Source organism: Bacteroidota bacterium (assembly GCA_018266755.1).
Lineage (GTDB): Bacteria > Bacteroidota > Ignavibacteria > Palsa-1295 > Palsa-1295 > JAFDZW01.
In genome coordinates this window covers 847,807-866,238 of record JAFDZW010000005.1, presented here as the reverse complement: position 1 = coordinate 866,238, position 18,432 = coordinate 847,807, and the positions used below count along the sequence as shown (strand labels likewise).

Below are 18,432 nucleotides of genomic sequence, written 5' to 3'. Positions count from 1 at the left end.
GCTATTTTTTCGTAGAGTCCTCGATAATGTTGCCCTGGATCGACCATAAGAAGTCGAGCTTCAGGACGCCTTTGAATCGCTTGCCATCCATATCGATATATGTATCTGCCATATAACCCGGTCCGGTCGGGACGAGATTGCCGGGGTTGAAATTCGCCAGCGCATGACAGCTCATACAATTCGTATGGACACCGACATCGTTGACGATAGGCTTACCCTTCGTCATGACGATTGCCTTTTCGTAAAAGACGGATGTATCGAAGCCTGCTTCGAGATACGGATTGAACGTATAGATCGATGTTCCGATGTTGTTGCCGTTGGTATACGGCTGGTTCGGATCGATGAAGGTGTATGCAACAGCCATCGCATAATGTCGCGGCGCACCGGTGAGTTGCGACGGACGGGCATCGGCAATTGCTTTCGAGCTCGGAGCCGGCGGCGCATCGGCGTTCGGCGCCCACCAGAACGTCTGCCATGTCCATCGCTTGATCTCGCGTGACGTCACATGCATGGCAACGAGAATCGCATAGTCGCCTTCGTTCGCATCGATGCCATACGAGGCCTTAATGTAGGACGCTGATTTCTTATCCAGCTTGAAGTGAACGAACTCGTCGAGATTATACGTATTCTGCGGCGAACGTCCTTGTCCGGTATCAACACCACCGTGTCCCTGGCCCTGATTTTTCGGATCGACCCAGACACTTCCGGGCCATGCGGATGACGGATAACCAATCGACGTATCGTTCGGGCCCGACCATACCGGCAGCTTGTAGTATCCGCCGTTCGAGTCGAGGGTGCTCTTTGTAATGATATTAAATACCGGCTTTGTGGTGATCGCCGTGTTTGGGAAATCCGGGATATCGGTCTTACCCGCGTTGATCATCGACTGCAATGTGGTCGAATCGAGCAGGGTATTGTCGATCGTGAATTGCGCAGCGGTTGGGTCGTACTTTACAAAACCGAGAATGCGGTTCTGCACCGGCTGTGGGATTTCCTGTCCGAGCTTGAGTTTGTGCATGTGTCTGGCATGCAAGGACTGATTCGGATCTTTGAGCGTCCCCCGGTTGCGAGGAACAGCTTCGAGGGCGATCGGTGCTTTCTGTTGTTTTGCGTTGATCGCTGCGGCCATGTCGTCGGGCGTCAGCCATGTTTCGAAGACACGGAGATCCTCGCCGTTATACTTTTGGCCCGAATTTGCATTCAACGCGGTCCAGATACCCCACGAATGCAGATACTCCTTCGGCATGTCATTCGAGTTGATCCACTGATCGATCGTGGCCTCGGGTTCGGGAAAATGGAAATTGGGGATGCCGGGATCGGGAAGCGGCACCGGTTTGATCGGTACCAGCGAGACATCGGTCGCAATCGCGCCCGGTTCGGCTTTCTTCGAGCAGTGGATGGATGAAAGGGCACACAGAAGGAGCATGCTCCAGAGCGTCAGTCGTTTCATAGGTTGTAGCGATGAATAGAATGAAGAGCTATCGTTGATCGACCACCGGTGAAGTATCGGCACCGAAGCGATCCATATGTATCAATGTGTATTCACACGGCGGCACTCCGCCAACTCAAATAATGCTGGCAATACGTTGATCAAGATGCGGTATCTACAATGACAGTCTAAGTCCGATGGTTCCGATTTCTTTCAAAAGACAGCATTTTTATGAAAACAAATAGAATTTCGATGGCAGGTGTATTTCTATCAACGATCGAACAGTAGTGGTTCAATGTACACTTGTCATTCTGAGCGAAGCGAAGTATCCCTTTGGTGGAGCCTGACTGCGTTTCATCGAGGGATTCTTCGCTTTGCTCAGAATGACAGTTTTTGAACCCATTTCAAAACAGAGCCACTACCAATCGAAGCAGGGAGAAACCCTATTCGCCGGATTTGTTTTATAGCCTATCTATAAACCGCGACCAAACCTTTCCTACGCATGACCTCGAGCGAGATCAGACAGAGCTTTTTGGATTTCTTCAAATCGAAGGGACATACCGTCGTCCCGAGCGCGCCCGTCATTCCGCACGGCGACCGTACGCTGCTCTTTACGAACGCCGGAATGAACCAGTTCAAGGATGTCTTCCTCGGCGAGGGAGTTCGGCCCTATACGCGCGCGGCGGATACGCAGAAATGTTTGCGTGTCTCGGGCAAGCACAACGATCTCGAAGAAGTCGGTCACGACACCTATCATCACACGCTCTTCGAGATGCTCGGCAACTGGAGCTTCGGAGACTACTACAAGAAGGAAGCGATCGCCTGGGCATGGGAGCTCCTGACGAAAGTATGGGGGCTTGATAAAACCCGCCTCTACGCAACGGTCTTCGAGACCGATGATGAAGCGGCTCGATTATGGGCGGAGGTAACCGATATCGACCCCACCCATATTCAGAAGTTCGGCGCAAAAGATAATTTTTGGGAGATGGGCGAGACGGGGCCGTGCGGACCGTGTTCGGAGATTCACTATGACAAGACGCCGGATAAATCCGGCGGTCCGCTTGTCAATGCCGGCTCGCCGGACGTTGTCGAGATTTGGAATCTCGTGTTCATTCAGCACAATCGTCAACCCGACGGATCGCTGGAGGACCTTCCGGCAAAGCACGTCGATACGGGCATGGGCTTCGAGCGCGTCTGCGCCGTGATGCAGAACAAATACTCGAATTACGATACCGATGTGTTCTCGCCGTACATCAAGTGGATGTCGGAGAAATCTGGAATCCCCTATAATTCTGATGAACTGCAAGATAGAGGGATGACAGATATTGCGATGCGTGTGATCGCCGATCACGTCAGAGCGCTCAGCTGTGCCATCGCCGACGGAGCCTTGCCCGGCAACGAAGGGCGCGGATATGTATTGCGTCGTATTCTTCGACGCGCTGCCCGCTATGGCAGAAAGCTTGGGTTTACGCAGCCGTTCATTTGTGAATTGTCCGGTGTCGTCGCACAAGTGATGGGTGTTGCATTCCCAGAACTTCGCGAGCGAAAAGATCTTGTCTTCAAGGTGATCAAGGCCGAAGAAGATAGCTTCAATACAACGCTCGACCGTGGTCTTGCAATGTTCGACGATATTACCGCCAGTGGGAAGAAGACGATCGCCGGAGACGATGCGTTCAAACTCTACGATACGTTCGGTTTCCCGATCGATCTGACACAGGTGCTCGCCGGTGAACGAGCGCTTACTGTCGATATGAAGCGTTTCGCCGAGCTGCTCGACGAGCAGAAGGAGCGTAGCAAACGTGTGCATGCGGCAAAAAAGCACCACGAGATTGCCAGCACGGAATCGCTCAATGTGTCGTCCGAATTCCTCGGCTACGATGTGATGGCCGCCGAGGCGAAGGTTATCTTTGCGCACGACGATCTGGTCGTCCTCGACAAGACGCCATTCTATGCGGAGTCCGGCGGACAGATTTCGGACGTCGGAATTCTGATGATCAGCGGTGACCCGTACAAGGTCGTCGACGTCCGCAAGCTCGCCGGCGGTACGGCTATCGGACATGTGATCGAGCGTGAAGAGGCGATTATTACCGAAGGTGCGTCTGTGACGGCCGAGGTCGATACGATCCGCCGCTACGACATCATGCGCAATCATTCCGCGACGCATCTGGCTCACTCCGCGCTGCGCCTTATTCTTGGCGAACATGTCCATCAGGCCGGTTCGCTCGTGACGGAGGATCGGCTTCGATTCGACTTCTCGCATTATCAAAAAGTCAGCGACGAAGAACTGCGAGACATCGAAGCGCTCGTCAACGAGAAAATTCGTGAGGCGACCCCGCTCGTGCATCATCGCAACATTCCGTTCGACGATGCAAAGAAGATGGGTGCGCTCATGTTCTTCGGCGACAAGTACGGGACACACGTGAATGTGGTTGACTTCGGTCCGTTCTCACGCGAGTTTTGCGGTGGGACCCATGTTCCGAACACAGCTGAGATCGGCCTGTTCAAATTTGTGCATGAAGGCAGCATTGCCAGCGGAACCCGACGTATTGAGGCTGTTACCGGCCGGGGCATCGAGCGGTATATCAGCGAGAAGCTTGCAACGATCACCGACCTGACGGCTGAGCGTGAACGACTCGAAGAAGAGAAACGAAAGCTCGAGAAGGAGATCGCCCGGCTAAATCTTGCGTCGCGCAAGGACGAAGCCTCCTCGATCGTCGGATCGACCGCTGTGCTCGAAGGCACGAAGATTCGTCTTTCGACGAAGCTCGTTGCCTCGAGTGATGGGGAAGAATTCAAGTCGTTTGCAGAGATGGTACAGTCGTCGATGGGCAGCGGGGCGGTAATCGTACTTGGCTCCGAGATCGACGGCAAGGCGTCGCTTGTCGCGCTTGTCAGCGATGATGTCGCCAAAGAGAAAAAGATCCAGGCAGGGAAGCTCGTCGGAGCGGTCGCCGAAATCGTGGGCGGCAAAGGAGGCGGCAGGCCAAACTTTGCACAAGCGGGCGGGAAGGATCCTTCGAAGCTATCGGAAGCTCTTGCAGCGGCCGGAGGAATTATTCGAGGAATGCTATCGTAATACCAACAGGGAGTGACCAGTTTGAAGCCAACGAACCGCTGGAGATATATTGCATTGTCGCTGCTATTGGCAGCAACGTCGCTCAAGGCACAGCCTGTCCTGTTCGATTCCATTCACACTCCTCTGAATGTTAACTTCACCGGTTGTAACTGCGATACTGCCGTTGCGCTCAACGGTCTGCGCGAGGAGCTTGCGTCGATACTGCCCGCGACGAAGTATAAACGAATGACTCCTGCATGCAAGGTGGTCTTCTTCGAGCCGGACGATCGCATTCATCCGGTGTATGCCGTCAACCCCGATCTTCCGGTGATGCCTGCTTCCGTGCAGAAGCTGTTCACGACATCGACAACCTTGTGGGCGCTCGGCTCCGATTACAAGTTCAGCACCAGGCTCGAACTCTTGCCAAGTGCGCGTGTCGAAGGCGGATCCGTCATCGGCAACGTCTACCTTCGGCCGAGTGGCGACCCGACGCTTGCCGTCCGCGATTTCGACGAACTCGCGACGAGGTTGAAAGCGGTAGGCGTGACACAGATCGAAGGAGATATCGTGAGCGATCTGTCGGAAGATCATATCCTCACGCCCGATGCAAAACATTATTTCGACGAGCACATGGAGGCTGCGCCCAACTTGGCGGGTGGCGGTGATTCGTCTGCCGGACTGCTCGACCCCTCCGTAAAAGACGAAGAAAAAGATTCAGCGTCCGATGCATTGGGCGAGGAAGAAGAGGACGAGGGCACCCCGGGGTTTCTCTCGAGCTCGCCGAATTTCTTTATCGATCGTAACGTGATCTCCGTTCGCGTGAGTGCCGGTGCCAAGAAGGGTGCCGGAGTACACGTTTCCGTCAATCCTCCGATCGTCAACGTTCGCATCGTCAATCGTGCATCGACGAGTGCGCCGGCTGTCACCTCCTACAAGCGCGTGAAGATCGGTCGGGGTCGTCATGCAAAATGGAAGAAGGTCAGAGTACGGACCCGCTCGCAGTACACGCTGCATCTAAGCTCGAGCGGAGGCCCGAACGATCCGGTACAGACGGTTGTGATTAGCGGACTCATCCCCGCTCGCTTATGCCGTACATACAATGTGCCGATCCACAACGTCCCGCAAGCGATGGCCGGGTTGTTGAAGTGGCGCTTGCAGGAGAATGGTATTCGTGTCACCGGCACGGCTCGTAGCGGCGAACCGCCGAGGGGTGTGACGGAATACAAGACGCTTGCCGCAAAGGAAACACCGCTTATCGATCTTCTTCGGGTCACGAACAAACGAAGCGACAACTACCTTGCAGAGTCGATGTTCCGAAAGCTGTCGTCGATCGCCGATGTATCGGCTACGAGTGCACCGGAACGCAGCCGCAAGCTCATCAGCTCGTGGATGAACGTGCTGAATGTAAACTGCCGCAATGGGTATTGTGCCGACGGTTCGGGCCTCTCGCACGAGAACCATACGACGGCCACGACGGTGATCGACCTGTTGCACGGCATTCGCACCAGACCCCAGATGTATAACGACTTCGTTTCGACACTCTCGATCGCTGGCTATGACGGGACCACACGTGCGCGCATGATGGGGACCCCTGCGCAATTCAATGCACGAAGCAAAACCGGTACGCTCAACGCGGTGACGGCGCTCGCCGGATATGTCTCGACTCAGGACGGACAGCTCGCTGCGTATTTCATCACGATGCAGGACATGCATGGCGGGGTGAAACAGTATAAAGGGATCCAGAACCAGATTGTGCAGAAACTGGCAAGCTTCCGCTATTCCGATTACATTGCGAAGTATGGCCCGACGCCGAGCGATCCGGCTCCGCCGTCGTTGATGGCGCCGGAAACATCCGGGCAGCACAAGAACCGGTAGTCGCACTCAGCACAAGAACCGGTAGTCGCACTCAGCACAAGAGTCTTCACCGCAGTTCTAATACAAGGATATGTCCACGATCAAAGGATGTCGTCATGCAGTGCTTGGCACGAGCGATGTTGCCCGGGCGCGCGAATTTTATCTGGAGAAGATCGGCCTACCGCTACTCGAAGAAATTCCGGCAGCAAATTTATTCGCATGCGGCATCGGCGGATTTCGTCTTTCTGTGTTCGGTGGCTATGAAGCAGCTCCGCCGAAAGGCGACCGCACTGCCGGAATGAATCTCGTCTTTGAAGTTGATGACATCGAACAAGCCCTCGCAGAGCTCTCGGCGCGAGGTGTGACATTCGACGGCGGCATCCACGAAGCCCCGGGCTTTTGTCGGTTTATTGTGACGTTCGATCCGGATGACAATCCGGTCGAATTCGCCCAGTATCTGAGGTAACGCCGCGTGCAGCACTCGCCGATCATGATCCAACTCCACATCGCCCGCCGCTTGGGCGGACGAACGGAGTACTTGGTGTTGCATCGTTCTGCCGACGAGCCGGTGTACCCGAATTGTTGGCAGGTCGTGACCGGAGGGATCGACCCCGGCGAGACGGCAGTCGATGCGGCGTTGCGGGAAATGCTCGAGGAGACTGGGCTTCGTCCCGAGACCATGTGGGCCGTGCCGTACGTCGCGTCGTTCTATAGTGTGAAACGCGACCAAGTTTTGAATGTGCCCGTATTTCTAGCGTTGGTCGACCCGGACTACGACGTTATTCTCTCTGAAGAGCATCAGGCATTCGAATGGCTGCCGCTCGATGCGGCAATCGAACGCCTCATCTTTCCAACGCACAAAGAAGGCACGACGTATGTTCATACGTACATCTTGAATGCGGAAGGGGACGTGCCGTTTCCGCAAGTGTTTACCCGATCGAATAACGCGGCCGATAGGTCGCAGATCAACGACGCATGAATTTTGAAACGATCAAGTCGCTCAACGAGACGTACAACTGTTTTCTACAGGTCTTTGACGCGCCCATCCAGCCTGTTTCGAACGGGAGACTTACGGGGATGAGCGTCGCCGTGAAGGATGTGCTCGCGATCAAGGACGCACGCCTGACCTGTGCATCGAAGATTCTTGAGCCGTTCACGAGTCTCTATCATGCAACCTGTGTCGAGCGGCTTGTCAATGCGGGAGTATCGGTCGTTGGAAAGACGAACATGGACGAGTTCGCGATGGGCTCGTCGAACGAGAACTCAGCATTCGGAGCGGTACTCAATCCGTGGGATATCTCGCGCGTTCCTGGCGGATCGTCGGGTGGCAGCGCCGTTGCTGCGGCGATCGGTGCGTGCGACGTTGCGCTCGGAACAGATACGGGCGGCTCTATCCGCCAGCCTGCGGCCTTCACGGGTACCGTCGGCGTAAAGCCGACGTATGGCCGCATTTCGCGTTATGGGCTTGTCGCCTTTGCTTCGAGTTTCGATACTGTCGGGACATTCTCGCGAACGTTGGAGTCTGCCGCAACGGCGCTGGAAGTAATGGCGGGTCGCGACGAACGCGATGCAACCAGTGCGGATGTAGCGGTCGATGAGTACTCGAAGGCCATCAGCCGCGAGGTGAAGGGATTGCGGATCGGCATTCCTGCCGAGTATTACGGCGAGGGCATCGAGCCCGATGTTCGCGACGCGATCGAGGCGACGAAACAGAAACTGGTCGCATCAGGATGCACACTCGTGCCGATCTCGATGCCGCATACAAAGTACTCGATCGCAGTGTACTACATCTTGACAACGGCAGAAGCGTCGAGCAATCTCGCGCGGTTCGACGGCATTCGGTATGGGTATCGTACGAGTGGTGCACACTCGCTTGCCGATACGTATGTGGGCTCCCGCAGCGAAGGTTTCGGACGCGAGGTAAAGCGTCGTATCATGCTTGGGACGTATGTGCTCTCGAGCGGATACTACGATGCATACTATAAGCGTGCGCAGAAGGTGCGCCGACTCGTCAAAGAGGATTTCACGAAGGCATTTACCGAGGTGGATGCGATACTGACCCCGACAACTCCGACGACAGCATTCAAGCTCGGGGATAAAGTCAGTGATCCGCTGTCGATGTATCTCAACGATATTTATACGGTGAGTGCGAATATTGCAGGCTGTCCTGCCGCGAGTATTCCGGTTGGACGCGACCGCAACGGTCTTCCGATCGGCGCGCAACTCATCACGAAGGATTTTGACGAGTCGACGCTCTTCGCTCTCGCATCCAAGATCCATGTGGATGTGCTGGCCGAGTTGAAGCGATAAGTCATCGAAGGGCGATCTTCATAAATAGAAACGGCGCAGGGTGATCCTGCGCCGTTTCTATTTAAACTGCATCATTCGTCAGTACACGATCACTTCATTGCCGCCGCGCTCTTTTGCCTTATCGAGCGCCATGCGGGCACAGACCATGAGGTCTTCCCGAGTAGAGTTGCTGCGTGCGCCGACGACGCCGATACTGGCCGTGACCGAAAAACTCTTGCGGCCGATGGCGATCACTTCGCTGACGATTTTCTGCCGGACTTTTTCGCTCCAGAGATATGCTTCCTCGTCGATCATTCGGGACAACAGTACCGCAAACGAAAATTCGCCGACACGGGCCAGCACATCGTACGGCTGCTTCAGATACCCAAGTACTTTCGCAAGCGACAAGACGATGGTGTCTAGGTCTTCCTGGGGAAATTGACTCGTGTATTGCGCCACGTCGTCCACCTCGAACATGACGAGCGAGAGCGCTTCGTTATATTCTTTTGCACGGGCAAGCTCCTCGCCGAACCGAACTTCGAAGCCGCGCTTGTTGAGCAAGCCAGTGAGTAGGTCGGTCAGCGAACGGTCGCTGACGATCTGCGAGAGAGAGAATATCTCGAGAGCCGCCGCAGCGCTGCGCGTCAGATGCTCGAGCGTCTCGATATCTACATCCGTAAACCGACCGGCTTCGCTGTGTTCGATCGCGAGCGCCCCGTAATTCTTGTTTGCAGTCCTGATCGGGATCACGAGAAACGAATGTCCGGCGGCACGGTCGCGATCTTCTTGAACACTAAAGCGCGTGCTTTGCCGCGTGAGTTCATCGATGCGGATGCTGTTGCCGGTCTGCAGCGACTTGCCGACGATACTTTCTGCAAGATCGATTTGCGTCCTTGGTCCGATGTAGCCTTCGCTGGCTTTCGCCTGCAAATGCTGGATGCCCCAAGTTCGCTGTCCTTCGTCGAATGCGATAGTCGAGAACCACTCCCATTCGACAAGTTCACCGGCAGCTTCGCTCAGAGCGCGGAGAATATATTCGCCGGTCTTTGCGGCTTCGCGCGGCGGACGGCCGCTGAGGTCTGCACCGGCAAGGTTATAGAGTCGTCTGGCCGATTCGAGTGTCCGTGCCGAGGTCAGAAGATCGTAAGATTCGATATACGAGCGGACGAGCCCCGAGATCAGGCCGCTATACTCCGTCAGTAATCGCAGCGTCTCGGCATTGAACTGCTCTTCTTCGAGCGAATCGACGGCAAGCACCGCAACCAAGGCATCCGCAAAGAGCACAGGCATTGCTGCGAACGAGCGGATACCGATCTGCTCGGAGTAGTATGGGATCAGGTCGTATTCGGCCTGCGGCGGGATGCTCTGCATGAGCTGCGGCTCGCCGCGCAGCGCAACTTTGCTTACGGCATCGTGCTCGATGGGGTAGCGGCGTTCGCTGAGCAAATGGTGGAACGCAAAGTCGTCGACCGAGGCGCACTCGAGCACGAGATGCTGCTTCTTATGATTGACCCAGAAGAAGAGCGCACTTTGAGCGCCGGTATGATCGCGAAGCAGGTCGAGCAGCTCCGAGAGTAAGAGCACAAAATCTTTGCGAGGGTCGCGGATCTCGCCGCCGCGACGCGGACGAGAATCGAAGCGACGAAGCGTATCGAGATACACTCTGACGGAAGGATCGAGCGGCGTCTCGGCGCGACGCGGTTCGCTGACATTGCTTTCGGGCGAGGCATCGTCATCCAGTATGACGACCTCTTCTTCTTCGAGTAATGCTTCGTCCGGTTCGAGCAGCATCTCTTCTTCTGTTTCCGATGCGCTCTCGTAGTCGTCGTTAGCCTCGTCCTCGGTCACTTCCATGACGAGTTCTTCCTCTTCTTCGATGACGATGGGCGCAGGCGTTGGGGTTGGCGTCGGAGGCGGCGGTGCCTGCGGTTCGCGTGGTTCGGGCGCGGGGGACTTCGGCATCTTTCGCACTCGGATCAACGATTGCTCTTCGTCGGAGAAATACGGAGCAGCGAGAGGATCGAATGGGATCTCTTCCGCGTGCTCGTCGGCGCTTGCAGCCTCGGCGCGTGAACCGAAGAGTTTCTTCTTCCGGCCGCCGAGCAGATCCCCGGAGAGGTTCTTGATGCGCGGCACCGCATTTTTGAGGAAGTTGCCCCCCTCACTGCCGCGATCGGCTGCATGCGGTGCGTCGTGCTCGATCTCGAAATCGTCAAAGCGAACCCGCTTCGGCGACGACGATTCGTCGGAAGATTCGTCGTGATATGATTCCGGTGCGTCGTTCATTCAAGAGCGCAAGTGAACGTTCGTCTTATTTCAGCAGATCCACCGTGGTATGTTCGCTGCTGGCGCGACGGGTCTTAAAGTAGTTTTCCGGTTTCTTGAGCGCTTCGAGCTTGAACTCCCAGCCACGCTCGTCGACAATCTCACGATGCACAAGCATTCCGGTTGCGTCCTCGACCAGCACATTTTCCGTCACGTTCGTTTTCATGTTCCCAAGCGTTGCGCGGGCTGCCGGATCCTGCAGGGTATCCTTGATCGGCGTGACCGTACTCTTGGTCGTAAAGCTTGCGAGCACTTTCCCAGAGCGCTCCTGGAAGCCGTCCATGACGGTTTTGCCATCGAGACGCATCGGGAACGAGATCTGATTCCAGATCGGAGCATTGACCTCGCGGCTGACGACGATCGACGAGTCCTTCGCCATCACGCGATCCGGGAAACGAACCATCGTGCGCCCGAGGTACTCTGCGACCGTGCTTTCGATCTGCTTCTTCATCGTCTCGCGGTTCTGTGGTGTGTTGAGCGAATCGGGGAATGTCTTCATCGCCTTATTCACATAGTCCGCCGTATTGTAAACTTCCAGCACATCGCCAAGTTTGTTGAGCTTCACGCCGAATGTCATGCCGATGACCGACATGTACGATTGGAATCTCGGGTCATTGCGCGTTGCCGGATCGTTCGAGGAAAACCGGACATGAAGCGTATCCTTATCCAATCGGAGCGAGACAGAATCCATCGTGATCGAGAAATCGATCGTCGAATCCTTCGTGACCTCTTTCACCGTCTGGCGGATATAGTAGGTATTTACGCTCGTTGCCTTTTCGGAAGCAGGAAACTGCTTATAAAGGTGATCGTCGTTTTGCGCATCTGCAGTCGAGGTGATCTGCACCTTGTAGCGATATGTATCGCCGGCCTTCAGACGGAAATAGAAGCGGTGGTTCGCGTCGTTGACAGCGACCGGTGATGCCTTCTCGCTGCTATCGAATACTGTCGCGCCATTGCCGGGTGCATCGGACCCTTTTTTTGCGCAGCCGGTGAGCGAAAGTACGAGCGAAGGAATGATACAGAGGAAAGCGTGCAGCACTGATCGTTGCATCTAAGAAAGCGTAAAATACGATACGTGAAAATAGTTGTACAAAGATACGTCAGACTTAGCGTCTGGATGCCAATATCGCGGAAAATACGCCGTTTGATCGATGTGCCAAACTCAGTGGCCGGGCGGGGTCGTAATCGGCTCGAGCGGGTGGGGCTCCGACTTCGTATCGGGTCCGGTCTTGCCGTGAGTTTGCGGCAGGCTGGTAGTCGAATCGTTGATCTCGCGAATATTGATATCCACGCCATGCAGAACGGTGTTCGGTGTTCGTTTAATCGAAACGGTTCGATAGATTGAATTCGTAAACTGCTCCGTATCGAGAAATAGCTGCATCGATGCGGTATCGGTTTCTTCCATTGCGGTCACGATCCCGCTCTTGAACGAGACGCTCCCGAACGAGCCACCCTTGAAATCCTTGACATTGATCGGGTACGAAATACCTTCGAGATAATCGGTCTTCGCCGGCGGATCGACAAAACGCGCCGTGAAGCCGATCTTGCTTCCCGCGACCTTGGTGCTCAATTCTTTTGTCAGGTGGATCTCGGTAACCGTGTACGGCAAGGCTACCTTGCCACGGTTGGCGATGGCGGCAAAAACGCCGTTGCCCATCTCGAGCAATTGCCCGACCCGCAGCGAATCCGCAAACGCCATCATCGCATGCATCATATCGTAGTCGTACGAACGTCCGATCGTCGCGGCCTGAAACGACGAGAGGTTCACGAAATGGTGCACGAGGCCGTTCGCATCGAGCACATATTCGAGCGTTTGCCCGAGATACTGGGCTCTCGGCAGTGCGCGAGGGTCTTTCAGACGATTGCCGAGGTCGTATTCGTTGTTCGAATTGAAGCGAAAGTACTCGTTGCGATCCTTTACCGAGCCAACAAAGATCTTCGTGGTGAACGAGTCCAGCGTGGAGCCGACGAGTGCACTGCCATCGGGTCGGACTTCCTTTATCACCTCCGTGAAATGATACGTCGTAAACCGAAAGCTGGGCTCGACCAGAGAACTATCGACCTGGGTCAGAAATTGGGTCAGCTTCAGCATTTCATCGACCTGGACATGAAAGCTGGTACCTGCGACATACTGAAGCTTCTGGGCATTGGCCACATGCACCGAACAGAGGGCAGCAAGCACGATAAGGGAAAGCGTCTTCATCTGCGTAACGATTGATCTCATGGTTGAATACGATTAGTATGCGCATCGAAGAGCGCAAGTGCTGCAAGGGTCATCCCGTCCCAGAGTTCGCCCGAGCGTATCAGTTCGACGCATTCGCTGCGAGAACAGACACAAATCTCGAACTCCTCGGTTGTATCGGGCTTCGGCGGAACAGGTTTCAGATCGCGGGCGACGAATACGGTGCAGAGCTCGTCGGTCACACCGTTCATCGGATTGAACGAGCCGATTTGGGTAAGCGAACCGCACTCGAACCCTGTCTCTTCCTGTAGCTCGGCGCGTGCCGACCCTTCAATGCCCAAGTGCGCCTTCACTCCGCCGCCGCAGAATTCGATGCTCGTGCGGCGGTTCAGATATCGGTATTGTTTCGTCAACACGAACTTTTGATCGTCAGTGACGGCGATTACGAACACCGAGCCCGGTGTATGCACGTAGTGGAATTCACCTTCGCTGCCATCCGGGTGTTCGTATGCGTCGAGGCGGTATTGCCACCATGGGTTCTGGATCAGCACCGACGATCGGAGTTGGTGAAGTACTTTGAGCATACGTGTCTTAACAGACACTCAAGAACAGCAACCGGGTGGAAAAATCTTCGCAATTCTTGAGTAGAGCCATTCGGAACGAATGTACGGAAGGCTCCGGTTAGCCCCAGCATCAGCGCACAATGAACGATCGCCCGATTCACACACACGGAATGCTACGCCGCACCGGCTCCGGCTGGAGCATCCATCTCGATACGGCAGATGCGGCATTCGAGGATGGGATGAGTGTACAACTCGTCGTCTGGGATGACCGCGATGCCGATTCACGAAGCGAGGTCGAGCGGATTGCACTGGTGCAGCAGCTTCCGGTCGATATCGTCGCGTTGGCACTTTCGGCCGAGGGATCGCTTGCCACGAACCCCTGAGCACATGCAATTCCTGATCGAGACGGATATTCTCCGAGACTATCTGACACACCGAAGCGAATCGCCTTCGGTGCTGCGTCGTGCACTGCAAGCGGGGAGTTGTTATACGACGATGTACAATGCACTAGAGTTGTTTGCGCAAGCAGCGAGCGCACCGGAGCGCGCAGCGATCAAGTCGATGCTGATGGCGGTGCGGGTACTTGGGTTCAATGCACGTACTGCAGAGCCGTTCGCCGAGTTGCGTTCGATGCATCCGGATATTTCCGAGCGCGAAATGATGGTGCTCGGGATGGCTCGTGCGTCGAAGCTCGTGGTGCTCACACGAACGCTGCATGACCGCTACGCCGCTCTGGGAGCGGTTCCGGTGGTTTCGATGCCCGAGGAGGTTCCCGGAAATGCACAATAATCGCGGAACAAACCAACCCCTTTTTCGGTAATACATCCAGTTACCTAACGAGCCTTCAGGAAATACAGACGTATGCGCATTTCCAAACAATACACGAACCGCGAAAGCCAATCGCTCGATATGTATCTGCAAGAGATCGGCAGAATGGATCTGTTGAACTCTCAGATGGAGATCGATCTCGCACGGCGGATCCGTGCCAGCGGGCCAGACTCGCAGAAGGCCATGGAGATCTTGGTCAAGGCCAATCTTCGTTTCGTTGTTTCGGTTGCCAAGCAATACCAGAACCAGGGTCTTTCGCTCGGCGATCTGATCAACGAAGGTAATCTTGGCCTGATCAAGGCCGCAAAGCGTTTCGACGAAACACGCGGCTTCAAGTTCATCTCGTACGCGGTGTGGTGGATTCGTCAGTCGATCCTTCAAGCCCTCGCCGAGCAATCGCGTATTGTTCGTCTGCCGCTCAATCGTGTCGGTGCGCTCAATAAGATCGGCAAAAAGTTTTCCCAGCTCGAGCAGGAGTTCGAGCGCGAGCCAACGGCGGCAGAACTCGCCGAGAAGCTCGACATGAGCGCTGTCGAGGTGTCCGAGACACTCAAAATCTCTGGCCGTCACCTTTCGGTAGATGCGCCGTTCGCACAGGGCGACGACAACCGTTTGCTCGACGTGCTCCACGATCCCGCACAGCAGTCGCCCGATAATATCTTGATGGGCGATTCGCTCCGCATCGAGGTAAAGCGTGCGCTGACGACGCTTTCGGCTCGCGAGCGCGAAGTGTTGGAGCTCTTCTACGGACTCGACGATCAGCCGGCAATGTCGCTCGAAGAGATCGCCGCCCGCTTCAATCTTACACGCGAGCGCGTGCGCCAGATCAAGGAAAAGGCAATCCGCCGACTGCGTCACGCACACAAGACGAAGTTGCTGCGCAACTTCCTGGGATAAGGGAATAGCATCTCAGATTTCTGTGAGGGGCGACTGGTTGGTCGCCCCTTTTTATTTGTATCTTTTTGTCATCCTGCACGTTTGTTGTGAGTACTGATCCAGGTAAGCAATGAACCTTCCAACACATCGAAGTCGACATCTTTTGTGGGTACTACTAACTGTCTTGATTGGTGCAGTCTCGTGCACGAATGTCGAAGATAACGGAGGTGATGGTCCGGTCCATTCGACGAAGTTTTCCGACTCGATGACAATATCGATGAGTGTTGATACGGCGGTGGTTTGGATTTCGCAGCCGTCGAATGATGGGGCATATTATCGTATTGTCCCAGTCGATGGGCTTACCGATTCGATTCGGATTCTGGCGAAGCTGACCGGCATGTATCTCCGATCTGACACGATCGCGGATAAGAAACTTGTAACGATCGCTCACGACACGATATCGGCGTTCTTTCAGTATTTTTCTCCTGTACGAATCGCAACGAAAAGGGCTCGTCCGGTTTCCATCGTTCGTACGGGGGCTGTCGAATCCGACGCGGTGCCGACCGTTCCATTATTCTTCGTCGATACTGCAATCATTGAAGTCCCCCGGACCAAAGTGATTCGCATGCTCAACACGATCACGTGGAAGCCGTTTTGAGCGCGTCGCAATTGTATCGGCCCGAGTGTCCAGCAAGCATCTGAATTCCAATCCTCGTAACCGTGACGAATTCTGTCCGTATCGTGTTAGCAACACCTTATGTGCGGAATTGCAGGCGTTTACGAGTACGGTTTTCGGGCAAACCCGACGACGAGCGAGGCCATCCTGACGCGGATGTCCGACGCGATGATTCATCGCGGCCCGGACGATGCCGGGAATTTCATCTCGCGCGACGGCACATGTGGACTGACGTTCCGCCGACTTGCCATCGTCGATCTCTCGCCCGCAGGCCACCAGCCGATGGTGACCAAAGACGGACGATTCGCCATCACCTTCAACGGCGAGATCTATAACCACCTCGAAGTTCGCGCCGAACTCGAAGCCAAAGGCTATCAGTATCACTCCCGCTCCGATACCGAAACGATCCTCTACGCGTTCGAAGAATGGGGTGAGGAATGTTTTACGAAGTTTCTCGGCATGTTCGCTGTGGCGATCTGGGATGAACAGAAGAAAGAGATATTCCTCATCCGTGACCGCCTCGGCATCAAGCCGCTCTACTACACCAATCCGAACGGGCGATTCCTCTGGGCGAGCGAGATTAAGGTGTTATTGCAGCATCCCGCAGTTTCGAAGTCGCTCAACGAAGGTGCCATCCCGCACTATCTGACGCTGCTGATGCCGCCGGCGCCCGAGACGATGTTCGAGGGCATCTTCAAACTTGAAGCGGGCTGCTCGATCCGTGTTCGTGCGAATGGTGATGTTGAGAAGAAGCGTTGGTGGTCACTGCTCGATGCTGGTGAGGTAGATGAATCGCTCACCGAAGAGAAAGCAATCGAAGATCTCCGATTCCTGTTGCGTCGAAGTATAAAAGACCGGATGATGAGCGACGTGCCGTTCGGTGTATTCCTCTCCGGTGGAATCGATTCGAGCCTGAACGTTGCGCTCATGAGCGAGCTGATGGACCGGCCGGTCGAGACCTTTACCGTCGGCTTCCGAGATCTCGAGAAATACAACGAGCTCAAATACGCGCACGAGATCGCGACAAAGTTCAAAACGAATCATCACGAGATCCTTGTCGATCAGCAGATGGCTCGTGATGTCATCTCCGATCTTGCCTATCACGAAGACGAGCCGAACGGCGATCCGGTCTGTATCCCGCTCTACTTCGTCTCGAAGCTCACGCGCGATAGTGGCACGATCGTTGTACAGGTCGGCGAGGGCTCGGACGAAGAGTTTATCGGCTACCCGTGGATGCTGCGCGATCTCAGATTTCGCCAGCGGTTCTGGAAGCATGCTGTGCCGCTGTTCGCACGGAAGCTTGCCTATTATGGGATGAAGCCGTTTGCGAAGCATCCGCTCATGCGCGAATATGTTCGCCGATACGCCGAAGGCGAGGAGTTCTTCTGGGGTGGGGCCGTATCGCTGACCGAAGAGCATAAGAAGCTGCTCTTCCGTGACTACTCTAAGCAGACGCATTCGACCTTCAAGTATCCAGCCGCATGGCACCGGGAAGTGAACGAGAGATATCCGAATGCCGACTACCCGCAGCGGATGATGTACCTTGAGTTTCAGCAGCGCTTGCCGCAGATGCTTCTGATGCGCGTGGACAAGGTTTCGATGATGCCGAGTCTCGAGGCACGAGTGCCGTTCCTCGATCATCGCATCGTCGAGTACGCATTCCGTATGCCGACTCGCATAAAGCTCGGCCCCAACAACGAGCCGAAGCACATTCTGAAGAAGGCTGCCGAAGGCATCCTGCCGCACGAGCACATCTACCGAAAGAAGCAAGGCTTCGCCGCGCCGGTCGCCGAGTGGCTCAAGAAGGAATGGAAGCCGCTCTTCGACGATCAACTTGCGTCGAGCAGAATTGCACGCGAGCATTTCGATACGGACTACATCAAACAGCTCCAATCCGAACACATCGCCGGTACCCGCAAGAACGAGCAGCAGCTCTGGTCGCTACTGAATCTATTCTTATGGGAGAAACGGTATTTTGGATAGGCACGCATGCATGAGAGTATCTTTTTATACAGATAGGTGATTAATAGGGACATACGTTGGGTCAGAACGATCGCTGCCGCGCTCATTGTGGTGCTGGTAGTGTTTCGTCTCGCCTCGCCCTATTTTCATACACATAGCATTGATGTACACGGCGTAACCGAAGTACATCCGGCGTGTGCATCCTGCGATCTGGAATCCACGCCACTCTCCGATATGTGGGAGCCGGTTATTGCTCCATCGCATCTGAATTTCATTCTCGCCGCCGCGTCTTCGCCCAATGTCGAAGGCGTCGCTGTACACTCTCACAACACGATCGAACTTCGCGGCCCGCCACAACGGTCGCTTTGATACGCCCGTCTGTTCGCACCATTG

At 55.2% G+C, this 18,432-nt stretch carries 16 protein-coding genes; 11 read left to right on the top strand and 5 right to left on the bottom strand.

Features of this window, described 5'->3' with window-relative positions; all coding sequences use genetic code 11:
* Position 1: 1 nt before the first annotated feature.
* The gene (locus JSS75_08415) at positions 2-1,450 is read right to left on the bottom strand and encodes a hypothetical protein (protein ID MBS1903710.1); all 1,449 of its coding nucleotides are present in this window, start codon (positions 1,448-1,450) and stop codon (positions 2-4) included.
* A gap of 481 nt (positions 1,451-1,931) precedes the next feature.
* Here JSS75_08415 and alaS point away from each other — a divergent pair, with 481 nt between their 5' ends.
* From alaS to gatA, 5 genes are all read left to right on the top strand, one after another.
* A complete protein-coding gene (gene alaS, locus JSS75_08410; protein ID MBS1903709.1) occupies positions 1,932-4,505 on the top strand; it encodes an alanine--tRNA ligase in 2,574 nt (857 codons plus the stop codon).
* Between the two features lie 12 nt (positions 4,506-4,517).
* Positions 4,518-6,359 (top strand): D-alanyl-D-alanine carboxypeptidase/D-alanyl-D-alanine-endopeptidase, encoded by a 1,842-nt coding sequence (gene dacB, locus JSS75_08405; GenBank protein MBS1903708.1) that lies wholly within the window; start codon positions 4,518-4,520, stop codon positions 6,357-6,359.
* 70 nt (positions 6,360-6,429) lie between these two features.
* Complete coding sequence (locus JSS75_08400) at positions 6,430-6,804, top strand: VOC family protein (protein MBS1903707.1); 375 nt, start codon at positions 6,430-6,432, stop codon at positions 6,802-6,804.
* 24 nt (positions 6,805-6,828) lie between these two features.
* Positions 6,829-7,317 carry an NUDIX pyrophosphatase gene (locus JSS75_08395; GenBank protein ID MBS1903706.1) on the top strand — a complete coding sequence of 163 codons (489 nt, stop codon included), beginning with the start codon at positions 6,829-6,831 and terminating at the stop codon, positions 7,315-7,317.
* Positions 7,314-8,648: an Asp-tRNA(Asn)/Glu-tRNA(Gln) amidotransferase subunit GatA gene (gene gatA / locus JSS75_08390; GenBank protein ID MBS1903705.1), complete on the top strand. Its 1,335-nt coding sequence runs from the start codon at positions 7,314-7,316 to the stop codon at positions 8,646-8,648. Before JSS75_08395 ends, gatA begins: the two co-directional genes overlap by 4 nt.
* A gap of 78 nt (positions 8,649-8,726) precedes the next feature.
* On the opposite strand, the gene JSS75_08385 is transcribed toward gatA, so the two are convergent.
* The 4 genes from JSS75_08385 to JSS75_08370 form a co-directional block, all read right to left on the bottom strand.
* Complete coding sequence (locus tag JSS75_08385; GenBank protein MBS1903704.1) at positions 8,727-10,913, bottom strand: GGDEF domain-containing protein; 2,187 nt, start codon at positions 10,911-10,913, stop codon at positions 8,727-8,729.
* Positions 10,914-10,938: 25 nt separating this feature from the next.
* On the bottom strand, positions 10,939-12,003 hold the full coding sequence (locus JSS75_08380) for a hypothetical protein (protein ID MBS1903703.1): 1,065 nt from the start codon (positions 12,001-12,003) through the stop codon (positions 10,939-10,941).
* A 111-nt stretch (positions 12,004-12,114) separates the two neighbouring features.
* Positions 12,115-13,176, bottom strand: a complete 1,062-nt coding sequence (locus JSS75_08375; GenBank protein ID MBS1903702.1) for a hypothetical protein — start codon at positions 13,174-13,176, stop codon at positions 12,115-12,117.
* Positions 13,173-13,718, bottom strand: coding sequence for an NUDIX hydrolase (locus tag JSS75_08370; protein MBS1903701.1), 546 nt, complete (start codon positions 13,716-13,718; stop codon positions 13,173-13,175). The genes JSS75_08375 and JSS75_08370 overlap by 4 nt, the downstream gene beginning before the upstream one ends.
* A 149-nt stretch (positions 13,719-13,867) precedes the next feature.
* On the opposite strand from JSS75_08370, the gene JSS75_08365 reads away from it, so the two are divergent.
* From JSS75_08365 to JSS75_08340, 6 genes are all read left to right on the top strand, one after another.
* Entirely contained in the window at positions 13,868-14,080 is a 213-nt protein-coding gene (locus JSS75_08365; GenBank protein MBS1903700.1) for a hypothetical protein, read from the top strand.
* A gap of 4 nt (positions 14,081-14,084) precedes the next feature.
* The gene (locus JSS75_08360) at positions 14,085-14,486 is read left to right on the top strand and encodes a hypothetical protein (GenBank protein ID MBS1903699.1); all 402 of its coding nucleotides are present in this window, start codon (positions 14,085-14,087) and stop codon (positions 14,484-14,486) included.
* Between the two features lie 72 nt (positions 14,487-14,558).
* Complete coding sequence (locus JSS75_08355) at positions 14,559-15,422, top strand: sigma-70 family RNA polymerase sigma factor (GenBank protein MBS1903698.1); 864 nt, start codon at positions 14,559-14,561, stop codon at positions 15,420-15,422.
* 142 nt (positions 15,423-15,564) lie between these two features.
* Complete coding sequence (locus JSS75_08350) at positions 15,565-16,059, top strand: hypothetical protein (GenBank protein ID MBS1903697.1); 495 nt, start codon at positions 15,565-15,567, stop codon at positions 16,057-16,059.
* A 99-nt stretch (positions 16,060-16,158) separates the two neighbouring features.
* Positions 16,159-18,060 carry an asparagine synthase (glutamine-hydrolyzing) gene (gene asnB, locus JSS75_08345; protein MBS1903696.1) on the top strand — a complete coding sequence of 634 codons (1,902 nt, stop codon included), beginning with the start codon at positions 16,159-16,161 and terminating at the stop codon, positions 18,058-18,060.
* Between the two features lie 36 nt (positions 18,061-18,096).
* Positions 18,097-18,408: a hypothetical protein gene (locus tag JSS75_08340; GenBank protein MBS1903695.1), complete on the top strand. Its 312-nt coding sequence runs from the start codon at positions 18,097-18,099 to the stop codon at positions 18,406-18,408.
* Positions 18,409-18,432: the final 24 nt, after the last annotated feature.

Bases quoted from the DNA above. Each gene is read 5' to 3' on its own strand.
- JSS75_08415 (MBS1903710.1), bottom strand. From the start codon at position 1,450: ATGAAACGACTGACGCTCTGGAGCATGCTCCTTCTGTGTGCCCTTTCA.
- alaS (MBS1903709.1), top strand. From the start codon at position 1,932: ATGACCTCGAGCGAGATCAGACAGAGCTTTTTGGATTTCTTCAAATCG.
- JSS75_08400 (MBS1903707.1), top strand. From the start codon at position 6,430: ATGTCCACGATCAAAGGATGTCGTCATGCAGTGCTTGGCACGAGCGAT.
- JSS75_08395 (MBS1903706.1), top strand. From the start codon at position 6,829: ATGATCCAACTCCACATCGCCCGCCGCTTGGGCGGACGAACGGAGTAC.
- gatA (MBS1903705.1), top strand. From the start codon at position 7,314: ATGAATTTTGAAACGATCAAGTCGCTCAACGAGACGTACAACTGTTTT.
- JSS75_08385 (MBS1903704.1), bottom strand. From the start codon at position 10,913: ATGAACGACGCACCGGAATCATATCACGACGAATCTTCCGACGAATCG.
- JSS75_08380 (MBS1903703.1), bottom strand. From the start codon at position 12,003: ATGCAACGATCAGTGCTGCACGCTTTCCTCTGTATCATTCCTTCGCTC.
- JSS75_08375 (MBS1903702.1), bottom strand. From the start codon at position 13,176: ATGAGATCAATCGTTACGCAGATGAAGACGCTTTCCCTTATCGTGCTT.
- JSS75_08370 (MBS1903701.1), bottom strand. From the start codon at position 13,718: ATGCTCAAAGTACTTCACCAACTCCGATCGTCGGTGCTGATCCAGAAC.
- JSS75_08365 (MBS1903700.1), top strand. From the start codon at position 13,868: ATGCTACGCCGCACCGGCTCCGGCTGGAGCATCCATCTCGATACGGCA.
- JSS75_08360 (MBS1903699.1), top strand. From the start codon at position 14,085: ATGCAATTCCTGATCGAGACGGATATTCTCCGAGACTATCTGACACAC.
- JSS75_08355 (MBS1903698.1), top strand. From the start codon at position 14,559: ATGCGCATTTCCAAACAATACACGAACCGCGAAAGCCAATCGCTCGAT.
- asnB (MBS1903696.1), top strand. From the start codon at position 16,159: ATGTGCGGAATTGCAGGCGTTTACGAGTACGGTTTTCGGGCAAACCCG.